The 12,162-nt window shown below is 71.1% G+C and carries 11 protein-coding genes and 1 pseudogene; 9 read left to right on the top strand and 3 right to left on the bottom strand.

Annotated elements, in window-relative coordinates:
* Positions 1-116 precede the first annotated feature (116 nt).
* Positions 117-524 (bottom strand): SsgA family sporulation/cell division regulator, encoded by a 408-nt coding sequence (locus ACWV17_RS16040; RefSeq protein ID WP_455351536.1) that lies wholly within the window; start codon positions 522-524, stop codon positions 117-119.
* A 718-nt stretch (positions 525-1,242) separates the two neighbouring features.
* Here ACWV17_RS16040 and ACWV17_RS16035 point away from each other — a divergent pair.
* Positions 1,243-1,896 (top strand): annotated as a pseudogene (locus ACWV17_RS16035) (WD40/YVTN/BNR-like repeat-containing protein); the annotation flags it as partial.
* A 144-nt stretch (positions 1,897-2,040) separates the two neighbouring features.
* Complete coding sequence (locus ACWV17_RS16030; protein WP_455360238.1) at positions 2,041-3,243, top strand: MFS transporter; 1,203 nt, start codon at positions 2,041-2,043, stop codon at positions 3,241-3,243.
* 19 nt (positions 3,244-3,262) lie between these two features.
* Here ACWV17_RS16030 and ACWV17_RS16025 read toward each other — a convergent pair whose 3' ends face one another.
* Positions 3,263-3,565, bottom strand: a complete 303-nt coding sequence (locus tag ACWV17_RS16025; protein WP_455360237.1) for a YciI family protein — start codon at positions 3,563-3,565, stop codon at positions 3,263-3,265.
* Between the two features lie 44 nt (positions 3,566-3,609).
* Here ACWV17_RS16025 and ACWV17_RS16020 point away from each other — a divergent pair, with 44 nt between their 5' ends.
* Both ACWV17_RS16020 and mmpA read left to right on the top strand, forming a co-directional pair.
* Positions 3,610-4,290, top strand: coding sequence for an endonuclease V (locus ACWV17_RS16020; protein WP_455360236.1), 681 nt, complete (start codon positions 3,610-3,612; stop codon positions 4,288-4,290).
* Positions 4,291-4,422: 132 nt separating this feature from the next.
* Entirely contained in the window at positions 4,423-4,575 is a 153-nt protein-coding gene (gene mmpA, locus ACWV17_RS16015) for a morphogenic membrane protein MmpA (RefSeq protein WP_455351531.1), read from the top strand.
* 28 nt (positions 4,576-4,603) lie between these two features.
* On the opposite strand, the gene ACWV17_RS16010 is transcribed toward mmpA, so the two are convergent.
* Positions 4,604-5,794: a saccharopine dehydrogenase family protein gene (locus ACWV17_RS16010; RefSeq protein WP_455360235.1), complete on the bottom strand. Its 1,191-nt coding sequence runs from the start codon at positions 5,792-5,794 to the stop codon at positions 4,604-4,606.
* 90 nt (positions 5,795-5,884) lie between these two features.
* Here ACWV17_RS16010 and ACWV17_RS16005 point away from each other — a divergent pair, with 90 nt between their 5' ends.
* The 5 genes from ACWV17_RS16005 (at position 5,885) to ACWV17_RS15985 (ending at position 12,123) form a co-directional block, all read left to right on the top strand.
* Entirely contained in the window at positions 5,885-6,274 is a 390-nt protein-coding gene (locus tag ACWV17_RS16005; RefSeq protein ID WP_455360234.1) for an MmcQ/YjbR family DNA-binding protein, read from the top strand.
* A gap of 106 nt (positions 6,275-6,380) precedes the next feature.
* The gene (locus ACWV17_RS16000) at positions 6,381-7,517 is read left to right on the top strand and encodes a CaiB/BaiF CoA transferase family protein (RefSeq protein WP_455360233.1); all 1,137 of its coding nucleotides are present in this window, start codon (positions 6,381-6,383) and stop codon (positions 7,515-7,517) included.
* The gene (locus ACWV17_RS15995) at positions 7,514-8,656 is read left to right on the top strand and encodes an acyl-CoA dehydrogenase family protein (protein WP_455360232.1); all 1,143 of its coding nucleotides are present in this window, start codon (positions 7,514-7,516) and stop codon (positions 8,654-8,656) included. Before ACWV17_RS16000 ends, ACWV17_RS15995 begins: the two co-directional genes overlap by 4 nt.
* 41 nt (positions 8,657-8,697) lie before the next feature.
* Positions 8,698-9,912, top strand: coding sequence for an acetyl-CoA C-acetyltransferase (locus ACWV17_RS15990; RefSeq protein ID WP_455360231.1), 1,215 nt, complete (start codon positions 8,698-8,700; stop codon positions 9,910-9,912).
* A gap of 30 nt (positions 9,913-9,942) precedes the next feature.
* The gene (locus ACWV17_RS15985; RefSeq protein WP_455360230.1) at positions 9,943-12,123 is read left to right on the top strand and encodes a 3-hydroxyacyl-CoA dehydrogenase NAD-binding domain-containing protein; all 2,181 of its coding nucleotides are present in this window, start codon (positions 9,943-9,945) and stop codon (positions 12,121-12,123) included.
* The last annotated feature ends 39 nt before the right edge of the window (positions 12,124-12,162 follow it).

Below are 12,162 nucleotides of genomic sequence, written 5' to 3'. Positions count from 1 at the left end.
GGTGCGCGAGGTGGTGTCTCAAGACCTCAGACGAGCAATGTCTTTCTCCGATTCAGCGGGAACAGGGCCGAGAACAACGGTATGCCCGGACCGTCACCCCTGCCAACCGATTTGTTTCAGCCGAGCAACTCCGCCAGGTCGTGGTCCATGTCCAGGAACAGATGCTCCCGCCCGGCCGGGACGAGGACGGCGGTCCGCTGCAGGAAGCTGCGCAGCTCCGAGGTCCTGATGTGCACGATCGCGGTGCCCTCGGCCGCGTGGAACTCGACGACCGTACGGTCGAAGCCGTACGGCCGCACCCGTACGTCACCCATGCCCGCCGGCGCGTCCACCCCGGTTTCGAGCAGCTCACGGGCGAACGCCCAGGACACCTCGATGCCTTCGAGCGTCGCCGGCGCCGGGAAGGCCATCCGCACGGCGAACGGGTCCTCCCGGTCGTAGCGCAGGGTCGCGGGGACACTCTGCACCTTCGGCTCGTTGGCGACCAGGCGGGCCTGCACGGCTTGCTCGATGACGGTGGACAAGGCCTGCTCCCTTGCGACGACTCGGTGGGTGGGGTCCGGAGGGATAGACGACGGAATCCGCGAATCCGTGCATGCGGTGGGTGCGTGAGCTGTGTCACCGCGCTCCTCGTCTCCTTCGTCTCTCCGTCCCCTTCGTCTCTCCCGTTTCACTCCCGCGTACCCGCGGATCGCCGGTCATCACCGGCGGGGGGCGGTGGGGACCGCACTCTGGACGGGTTCCTGAGCGTGGACTAGCTTCCCGCGCCATGAGGTCCATGGGGAAGACGAGACGAATGACGGCGCTGGGGATCTGCGGGGCGGCGCTCGCCGCGGCGTTGACGGTCCCGGCCCAGGTGTACGAACGGACGTGCGAGCGCCGGAGGCAGGCGGGATCGGGACCCCGGCTGGCAGCTGAAGGACGGCCGCGACCTGGACCGAGTCGTTCCTGAACACTGACCCCAGGACCTTCCACCCGTGATCTTGACCAGTGCTCCCCGTCTACGGGGGGGGTGTAGGCCATCCGAAATCAGCAGGTGTGGACCACCGCAGCATCACTCCGGGACGCTGCTGGTACGCTCACCACATCGTCGGGGACGACAACCAAGTCCTCAACACTCAGAGTGAGTCTCGTACTTGCTCCGGCGGCCGGGAGGGTCGTCGCCGGACGGGCATGACCCGTCAAACCTGCCGGCGCGAGCTAGGTGGGAATCTCCCGGATTCATCCAGGAGAGAACTTCAAGACTGCATCACCTTCTTCGACAGCTGGCACGGCCTGCCGCCGTCACCGGTGGACGGCAAGTACCGGATCCTGTCCACCGGTGACGGCGGCAGGACGTGGAAGGTGCTGCCGTATGACGGAATGCCGGCCGCCCAGCCGGGCGAAGCCGGCTTCGCGGCGAGCGGCCAGTGCCTGGTCAGCGCGGGCCCGAAGGACGTCTGGCTGGCCACCGGCGGTGGCGCCACCGCACGTGTCCTGCACTCCCCGGACCGCGGGCTGACCTGGTCCGCCGCCGAGTCGACCATCCCGGCCGGCGACCCGGCGAAGGGCGTCTTCGCGCTCGCCTTCCGCGACCGCGGCAACGGCCTCGCGGTCGGCGGCGACTACCGCACGGGCCAGGCGTCCCCGCAGGCCTCGGCGGTCAGCCGGGACGGCGGCCGCAGTTGGCAGCAGTCCACGACTCCGCCGCCCGCGTACCGCTCCGGTGTCACCTGGCTGCCGCACAGCTCGCGTGCCGCGCTGGCGGTCGGACCGACCGGCACCGACCTGACGCTGGACGCGGGCCGCAGCTGGCGCACGATCGACACGGGCTCGTACGACACGGTCGACTGCGCGCCGGACCACGGATGCTGGGCCTCGGGCGAGAAGGGCCGGATCGCCCGCCTGGAGCGGTGAGGTCCCGCCTGGAGCGCTGAGGGCCGCTCATCACCCCGACCGCCGTGCGCCCGGATCGCCCCGGCGACCGGCAACGGCGGCCCGGGCTGCGCGCCGCCGCGTGCCGGGCGCTGCTGGGGGGAGGGCGCTCGTAGGGTGACGTGCGTGACTCGTCGCGAGGGCGCAGTGAACGCGGGCGGTGGCCGGCGACCGGGCTATCCGGCCGCGGCAGGGGTGTTCGCCATCGGGATGGCCGGGACCACCCTGCCCACACCCTTGTACGGGCTCTACCAGGAACAGATCGGCTTCTCCGAGCTGATGGTGACCGTCGTTTTCGCCGTGTACGCCGTCGCGGTCATCACCGTGCTGCTGGTGGCGGGAAACTACTCCGACGAGATCGGCCGCAGACCGGTGATCCTGTGCGCCATGGCCTTGTCGGCCGCGAGTGCGGGCTGCTTCCTCCTGCAGAGCGGTCTGCCTCTGCTCTTCGCGGGGCGGCTGCTGTCCGGCTGCGCGGCCGCCCTGCTGAGCGGCGCGGCGACCGCGGCGGTCATCGAGCTGGCCGGTCCTGCGCAGAAGGCACGGGCCGGGTTCGCCGCCACCGCGGCGAACATGGGTGGTCTGGGCTGCGGGCCACTGCTCTCCGGCATCCTCGCCCAGTACACGCCCTGGCCGCTGATGCTGCCGTTCTGGGTCCACCTGGGGCTGGTCGCGGTGGCCTGCGGAATCACCTGGCTCCTGCCGGAGACCGTGGCGGAGCCGAAGCGATGGCCACCTCTGAAGCCGCAGGGAGTCACGGTGCCCCCGGAGGTGAAAGGTGTCTTCACACCCGCCTCGCTGGCGGCGTTCGCCGGCTTCGCGCTGCTCGGGCTGTTCACGGCGGTCGCGCCGGCCTTCGCCTCGCAGACCCTGGGTGTGCGCAACCTGGCTGTTTCGGGCGCGGTGGTGTTCTCCGTGTTCCTCGCCTCGACCGTCGGGCAATCCCTGACACAACGGATCGGCGCGCGCCTCGCGCTCCCCGTCGGCTGCGGCATCCTCATCGTGGGCCTGCTGCTGGTGGCGTCATCACTGATCGCCGAGTCCATGCCCCTGCTCGTCCTGGGCGCCCTGTGCGGCGGCGCCGGCCAGGGACTGGCCTTTCGCGCGGCGCTCACCCTGGTCAGCGGCGCGGCCCCGGCGCAGCACCGAGGCGGCACCATTTCGGCGTTCTTCGTCGTCGCCTACACCGGGATCTCGCTGCCGGTGGTCGGTGTCGGCGCCATGGCCACCTGGCTCGGGCTGCGCCAGGCCGGGCTGATCTTCACCGGCTGCGTGATGCTGCTGGCGGCAGGCGCGGGAACGTACGCCGCGCGCAGGCCGCCGCAATGAACCAGTCTCTGACCTCAGCTCACTGCGTACGGGGCTGCTCCCGGTAGGGGGCGAGGTCCCGGGCCGTCTTCGTGGGGACGAATTCCGTGATCCGGTACGCGCACACGCCGGCCACCGTGAAGGGGTCGGCCGCCGCGATCCTCTCGATCTGCGCGCGGTCGACTCCCGCGGCCAGGATCACCCCGCCGTCGCGCGGCACCTTGCGGCCCGAGGCGATGAAGACGCCGGCCGTGTACTGCGCGTCCAGCCAGGCGATGTGCGCCTCCATCTCGGCGTCGACGGCTTCGACGGGCGCGGTGTAGGTCAATTCCAGTACGAACATGATCGTCAGGTTACGGCAATCGAGGCCGTACCCTCTGACCCACCATGACAAGCGTACGAACCCCCGCCGACGAGGCCGAAGCGCGCGCGATGCAGGACGCGTTGCGCGCCCGCGTCATCCTGGACGAGCCCGGGCCGCGGCCCGGAACCGGCACGGTCACCGGTGTCGACGTCGCCTACGACGACGCACGTGACGTCGTCGCCGCGGGCGCCGTCGTGCTCGACGCGCGCAGTCTCGCCGTCGTCGAGGAGGCCACCGCCGTCGGCCGGGTCAGCTTCCCCTACGTACCGGGCCTGCTGGCGTTCCGTGAGATCCCGACCGTCCTCGCCGCCCTGGACGCCCTCACCGCCGACCCGGGGCTGGTGGTCTGCGACGGTTACGGCCGCGCCCATCCCCGCCGCTTCGGGCTGGCCAGCCATCTCGGCGTACTCACCGGACTGCCGACGATCGGCGTGGCGAAGAACCCGTTCACCTTCTCGTACGAGCAGCCGGGCCCCCGGCGCGGACACTGGGCGCCGCTGCTCGACGAGGCGGGAGAGGAGGTCGGCCGCGCTCTGCGCACCCAGGACCGGGTCAAACCGCTGTTCGTCTCCGTCGGCCACCGCGTCAGCCTCGACAACGCGTGCGCCCACACCCTGGAGCTGGCCCCGGCCTACCGCCTGCCGGAATCCACCCGCAGGGCCGACGCGCTGTGCCGGCGGGCCCTGCGCGAGGCGACCGGCTGAGTTCCGCGTGCGGCACCCGCCAGCGGCACCCGCGTGCCGCACCCGCGTGCCGCACCGAGTACGCGTCTGAGTACCGCATCTGAGTACCCGAGCGGATGCCGGCTTCCGGTCATGATCGGCAGGCTTGGCCGCATGACGACCTACCGAACGCACCGCGCCCCGAAAGCCGCCCCGCTCCACCCCGTCGAGCGGAGCGTCGTCGCGGCGCTGGTGGTCGCCGCGCTCGTCGGCATCGGCTGGCTCGGCTCGATGATCTACACCATCGCCGCCTGGTCGATGGACTGACGCCACCGGCCCGCCTCCACCGTCCCCTTCAGCGCGAGTCCGCCACCCGGAACCTGATCCCCGCCGACCGCAGCCGCGCCAGCAGCGCATCGCCCATCGCGTCGGCGGTCGTCACCTGGCCGGCCGTCTTCGGCAGCTCGTCGAGGGCGAGGCAGAGCGCGGACTCCGCGAGCATCTTCGCCGTCTCGCCGTAACCGGGGTCGCCGCCCGACACCTCGGTGAACACCCGTCGGCCACCGCCCTCGCCGACGAACCGCACCGTGAACCAGCTCCGGTCCCGGCGCTCCGCGTCGGGGCCCTCGCCCGGTGCGTAGCGGCTGCTCAACCAGTCGCGGGCGACGCGGAGTTGAGCGAGCGCGAAGGTCGCACCGACCACGGCCACACCGCCGAGGGCCACCGGCAGCCACTTCACGGACGCGTAGTGCCGGTAGCGGAAGTCCGGCCCGTACCGCTCCAGGGCGGCCGCCGAGCGGGCCACCACCTGCGCGTCGAGGGTCGGCAGCGGCAGCGCCCAGGTGCCCGTCTCCTTGCTGTGCCGCGGCGCGCCGAGCGGGGCCCGGGCCCGCCGTCCCACCAGCCGCGGCTCGTGCAGGCGCCGCTCCTTGGCGGCCCGCAGGGTCTGCCGGCCGCGTCCCATCACGTTGAGCGCGGACGCGAGCGTGCCGCCGGAGAAGACGGCGTTGGAGCGTACGAAACCGTCGATGCGCAGCGGTACGCCCTCGGGCAGCTGATGGACCGTGTAATAGACACCGAGATCGTGCGGGACCGAGTCGAAGCCGCAGGCGTGCACGATCCGCGCGCCCGTCTCGCGGGCCCGCGCGTCGTGCGCCAGGAACATCCGGTCGATGAACTCCGGCTCGCCCGACAGGTCCGCGTAGTCGGTCCCCGCCTCGGCGCACGCGGCGACCAGCTCCTCGCCGTACCAGAGGTACGGACCCACGGTGGTGGCCACCACCCGGGTGGATTCGGCCAGTTCGCGCAGGGCCGCCGAGTCCGACACATCGGCCTCGATCAGCGGCAGGTCCGCGCAGCGGGGGCTGATCGCGGTGAGCCGTTCGCGCAGCCGCTCCAGCTTCGCGCGGCTGCGGCCCGCGATCGCCCAGCGGCACTCCTGCGGCGCGTGCGCCGCGAGGTACTCCGCCGTCAGTACACCCACGAAGCCCGTCGCTCCGAAGAGCACGATGTCGTACGGGCGCGCCGCGCCGTCCTGTCGGTTCATCCCTGAGCCCTCCGCCGTTTCGCCCCGCGCCGCTGTCGGTGGCCGAGGCTAGCGTGGTCAGAACCGGCCGGTACTACCAGGGAGGATCCCATGGCTGCGGTGGCCAGGACAGTGGTGAGGAAATGGGAGAAGGTGCGGGAATTCACCCTCGGTCTGCCGGGCGCGGTGGAGGAGTTCCCGTGGGGTCCCGAGGACTGTGTGGCGAAGGTGAACAAGAAGATCTTCGTCTTCCTGGGTGACACCGAGGGCGACTACCCGCCGAGCGTCACCGTCAAGCTCAAGGACGAGGCGCTGCACGGCCACGCGATGGCCGCGCCGGGAGCGGTGCCCGCCGGGTACGGCCTGGGCAAGGCCGGCTGGGTGCAGATCCCGCTGGCCGAGAAGGGCGCGCCGTCCGCCGAGGTGCTCTGCGAGTGGGTCGAGGAGAGCTACCGGACCGTCGCCCCGAAGAAACTGGTGGCGGAGCTCGACGGACGCTGACCTCAAAAGAACTAAGCACTTGCTCACCCACAGGGCTTGTGCGGAGTGGAACACGTTCTTAGCATCATCGGTGTTACATCAGTGGTGTCACAGTGCTGGGGGCTTGATGGCAGCGACAGGGAACGGCCCACTGGCCGGAGTACGCGTGGTCGAACTGGCGGGCATCGGCCCCGGCCCGTTCGCCGCCATGCTCCTGGCCGACCTGGGCGCCGACGTCGTACGGGTCGACCGGCCCGGCGGCGCGGGGCTCGGCATCGATCCGGACCACGACCTCACCAACCGCAACAAGCGCTCGGTACTCATCGACCTCAAGGACGAGGGAGGCCCGGCCCAGGTCCTCGACCTCGTCGAACGCGCCGACATCCTCATCGAGGGATACCGGCCGGGCGTCGCCGAGCGCCTCGGCGTCGGGCCGGCCGACTGCCACGCCCGCAATCCGCGGCTCGTCTACGGGCGGATGACCGGCTGGGGCCAGGAAGGGCCGCTCGCCCCGCGCGCCGGGCACGACATCGCGTACATCGCCATCACCGGCACCCTCGGCATGATCGGCAAACCGGACGAGCCGCCCGCCGTGCCCGCGAACCTGGTGGGCGACTACGCCGGCGGTTCGCTGTACCTCGTCATCGGCGTCCTCGCCGCCCTCCAGCACGCCCGCTCGGACGGCGGTACGGGCCAGGTCGTCGACGCCGCCATCGTGGACGGCGCCGCCCATCTCGCCACGATGATCCACGGGATGATGGCGGCCGGCGGCTGGCAGGACCGGCGCGGTGCGAACCTGCTCGACGGCGGCTGCCCCTTCTACGGCACCTACGAGACCGCCGACGGCCAGTACATGGCCGTGGGGGCGCTGGAGCAGCAGTTCTACACCGAGTTCACCGAGCGGCTCGGCCTCGCGGACGACGCCCCCGCCCGCAAGGACTTCGCCCGCTGGGACGAGCTGCGCGACGCGGTGGCCGCCCGCTTCCGGGCCAGGACGCGAGCCGAGTGGACCACCGTCTTCGAGGACTCGGACGCCTGTGTGGCGCCCGTGCTGTCGTTGCGCGAGGCCCCCGCCCACCCGCATCTCGCGGCCCGCGGCACCTTCACCGACCACGGCGGAATCACCCAGCCGGCCCCCGCCCCACGGTTCTCCGCCACCCCGGGTGCGGTCACCCGGCCGCCCGCCCGGCCGGGGGCGGACACCGACGCGGTGGCACGCGACTGGGACGTTCCGAGCCTGACGAAGGGCGGCACGCACGCATGAAGCGCCAGATCTTCACCGCCGAGCACGAGGCGTTCCGCGAGAGCGTACGTACCTTCCTGAACAAGGAGGTCCTGCCCCACTACGAGCAGTGGGAGCGGGACGGCATCGTCAGCCGGGACGCCTGGCTCGCGGCGGGCCGGCAGGGGCTGCTCGGGATGGCCGTGCCGGAGGAGTACGGCGGCGGCGGCACCCCCGACTTCCGCTACAGCGCCGTACTCGCCGAGGAGTTCACCCGGGCCGGCGCCGCCGGGCTCGCCCTCGGCCTGCACAACGACATCATCGGTCCCTACCTGACGGGCCTGGCCACCGAGGAGCAGAAGCGGCGCTGGCTGCCCGGCTTCTGCACCGGCGAGATCATCACCGCCATCGCGATGACCGAGCCGGGCGCGGGCTCCGACCTCCAGGGCATCCGGACGACCGCCGAGGACCGCGGCGACCACTGGGTGCTGAACGGTTCCAAGACCTTCATCTCCAACGGCATCCTCGCCGACCTGGTGATCGTCGTGGCGAAGACGACGCCCGAGGGCGGTGCGAAGGGGCTCTCCCTCCTCGTCGTCGAGCGCGGAGCCGCCGGCTTCGAGCGCGGCCGCAACCTCGACAAGATCGGCCAGAAGTCGCAGGACACGGCCGAGCTGTTCTTCCACGACGTCACCGTGCCCAAGGAGAACCTGCTCGGTGAGCTGAACGGCGCGTTCATCCACCTGATGACCAATCTCGCGCAGGAGCGGATGGGCATCGCGGTCGCGGGCATCGCCGCCGCCGAGCACCTGCTGGAGATCACCACGCAGTACGTCAAGGAGCGGGAGGCCTTCGGGCGGCCGCTCTCCAAGCTTCAGCACATCCGGTTCGAGATAGCCGAGATGGCCACCGAGTGCGCCGTCACCCGGACGTTCCTCGACCGCTGCATCGTCGACCACGCGAACGGTGAACTCGACGCGGTCCACGCCTCGATGGCCAAGTGGTGGGCCACCGAACTGCAGAAGCGGGTCGCCGACCGGTGCCTCCAGCTCCACGGCGGCTACGGGTACATGACCGAGTACCGGGTCGCCAAGGCCTTCACCGACGGCCGTATCCAGACGATCTACGGCGGTACGACCGAGATCATGAAGGAGATCATCGGCCGCTCGCTGCTCGCCTGAGCCCCGCCCCACCCTCATCCGCATTGCGAAAGGCTGTTGTCTTGAGTACCGAAGCGTTTGTGTACGACGCGATCCGCACCCCGCGCGGCCGCGGAAAGGCCAATGGCGCCCTGCACGGCACCAAGCCGATCGACCTGGTGGTCGGGCTCATCCACGAGATCCGCCGCCGGTTCCCCGACCTCGACCCGGCCGCCGTCGACGACATCGTGCTCGGTGTCGTCGGCCCGGTCGGCGACCAGGGCTCCGACATCGCGCGGATCGCCGCGATCGCGGCCGGGCTGCCCGACACGGTCGCCGGCGTACAGGAGAACCGCTTCTGCGCCTCCGGTCTCGAAGCCGTCAACATGGCCGCGGCGAAGGTCCGTTCCGGCTGGGAGGACCTGGTCCTCGCGGGCGGCGTCGAGTCGATGTCGCGCGTGCCGATGGCCTCCGACGGCGGCGCCTGGTTCGCGGACCCGATGACCAACTACGACACCGGCTTCGTCCCGCAGGGCATCGGTGCCGACCTGATCGCCACCATCGAGGGTTTCTCGCGCCGCGACGTCGACGAGTACGCGGCGCTCTCCCAGGAACGGGCCGCCGCGGCCTGGAAGGACGGCCGCTTCGAGCGGTCCGTCGTCCCGGTCCTGGACCGCAACGGCCTGGTCGTCCTCGACCGCGACGAGCACATGCGCCCGGGCACGACCGCGGACTCGCTGGCCGCGCTCAAGCCCTCGTTCGCGACGATCGGCGACATGGGCGGCTTCGACGCCGTGGCCCTCCAGAAGTACCACTGGGTCGAGAAGATCGACCACGTCCACCACGCGGGCAACTCCTCCGGCATCGTGGACGGCGCGGCCCTGGTCGCCATCGGCTCGAAGGAGGTCGGCGAGCGCTACGGCCTGACCCCGCGGGCGCGGATCATCTCGGCCGCGGTCTCCGGCTCCGAGCCGACCATCATGCTGACCGGCCCCGCGCCCGCCACTCGTAAGGCACTGGCCAAGGCGGGCCTCACCATCGACGACATCGACCTGGTTGAGATCAACGAGGCCTTCGCGGGCGTCGTGCTGCGCTTCGCCCGGGACATGGGGCTCCCGCTCGACAAGATCAACGTCAACGGCGGCGCGATCGCCCTGGGCCACCCGCTCGGCGCGACCGGCGCGATGATCCTGGGCACCCTCATCGACGAACTGGAGCGCCAGGACAAGCGGTACGGCCTGGCCACGCTCTGCGTGGGCGGCGGCATGGGCATCGCCACCGTCATCGAGCGTCTCTGACCGTCCTTTCCCTTACGGAGTAGCCACACCATGAGCGAAACCCCCGCTGTGTCGACCATTCTCTGGGAACAGGACGAGACCGGCGTTGTCACCCTCGTCCTCGACGACCCCAACCAGTCCGCCAACACCATGAACCAGGCCTTCAAGGAGTCCATCGCGGCGATCGCCGACCGCGCGGAAGCCGAGAAGGACTCCATCCGCGGCATCATCTACACCTCCGCGAAGAAGACCTTCTTCGCGGGCGGCGACCTCAAGGACATGATCCGCCTCCGCCCCGGGGACGCCCAGCTCGCCTTCGACACCGGTACGGCCATCAAGAACTCCCTGCGCCGCATCGAGACCCTGGGCAAGCCGGTCGTCGCGGCCATCAACGGCGCGGCCCTGGGCGGCGGTTACGAGATCGCCCTCGCCTCCCACCACCGCATCGCCCTCGACGCCCCCGGCTCCAAGATCGGCCTCCCCGAGGTCACGCTCGGCCTGCTGCCGGCCGGCGGCGGCGTCACCCGTACCGTACGGCTGATGGGCATCGCGGACGCGCTGCTCAAGGTCCTGCTCCAGGGCACCCAGTACAACCCGCAGCGCGCCCTCGAGAACGGCCTGGTGCACGAGGTCGCCGCCACGCCCGAGGAGATGCTCGCCAAGGCACGCGCCTTCATCGACGCGAATCCCGAGTCCCAGCAGCCGTGGGACGTCAAGGGGTACAAGATCCCCGGCGGCACCCCGGCCAACCCGCGCTTTGCCGCCAACCTGCCGGCCTTCCCGGCCAACCTGAAGAAGCAGCTGAACGGCGCCCCCTACCCGGCCCCGCGCAACATCCTCGCCGCGGCCGTCGAGGGCTCCCAGGTCGACTTCGAGACGGCCCTGACCATCGAGGCCCGCTACTTCACCGAGCTGGTCACCGGCCAGACCGCGAAGAACATGATCCAGGCGTTCTTCTTCGACCTCCAGGCCGTCAACTCCGGTGCCAACCGGCCCCAGGGCATCGAACCGCGCCCGGTCCGCAAGGTCGCCGTCCTCGGCGCCGGGATGATGGGCGCGGGCATCGCGTACTCCTGCGCCCGGGCCGGTATCGAGGTCGTCCTCAAGGATGTCACGCTCGAAGCCGCCGAGAAGGGCAAGGCGTACTCCGAGAAGCTGCTCGACAAGGCGCTCTCCCGGGGCCGCACCACCGAGGCCAAGCGCGACGCGCTGCTTGCCCGGATCACCCCGGCCGCCGAGCCGCAGGACCTGGCCGGCTGTGACGCGGTGATCGAGGCGGTCTTCGAGGACACCGCGCTCAAGCACAAGGTGTTCCAGGAGATCCAGGACGTCATCGAGCCGGACGCGCTGCTCTGCTCGAACACCTCCACCCTCCCGATCACCGTCCTCGCCGAGGGCGTGTCGCGTCCCGCGGACTTCATCGGGCTGCACTTCTTCTCGCCCGTCGACAAGATGCCGCTCGTCGAGATCATCAAGGGCGAGCGGACCGGCGACGAGGCGCTGGCCCGCGCCTTCGACCTGGTCCGGCAGATCAACAAGACCCCGATCGTCGTCAACGACTCGCGCGGCTTCTTCACCTCGCGTGTCATCGGCCAGTTCATCAACGAGGGCGTGGCGATGGTCGGCGAGGGCATCGAGCCCGCCTCGGTCGAACAGGCGGCGGCGCAGGCCGGTTACCCGGCCAAGGTGCTCTCGCTGATGGACGAGCTGACACTCACCCTCCCGCGCAAGATCCGCAACGAGACGCGGCGCGCGGTCGAGGAGGCCGGCGGCACCTGGACCGGGCACCCGTCGGACGAGGTCATCGACCGGATGGTCGACGAGTTCGGGCGTACCGGCCGCAGCGGCGGGGCCGGCTTCTACGAGTACGGGGAGGACGGCAAGCGGGCCGGCCTCTGGCCGGGCCTGCGCGAGCACTTCGCCCGCCCGCGCGCGGAGATCCCGTTCGCCGACATGCAGGAGCGGATGCTCTTCTCCGAGGCGCTGGACACCGTCCGGTGCTTCGAGGAAGGCGTGCTCACCTCGGTCGCCGACGCCAACATCGGCTCGATCCTCGGCATCGGCTTCCCGGGCTGGACCGGCGGCGTGATCCAGTACATCAACGGGTACGAGGGCGGCCTGCCCGGCTTCGTGGCCCGCGCCCGCGAGCTCCAGGCGGCGTACGGGGACCGCTTCGCGCCCCCGGCGCTGCTGGTCGGGAAGGCCGAGCGGGGCGAGACGTTCAGCGACTGACCCGGCCCGTGCCGGTAACGCGGGCGGTGTTCACGGCGG

The sequence above is a fragment of the Streptomyces mabaensis genome, from assembly GCF_053763515.1.
The sequence above is the reverse complement of the archived record's forward strand: the minus strand, read 5'-3'. Positions and strand labels throughout refer to the sequence as shown.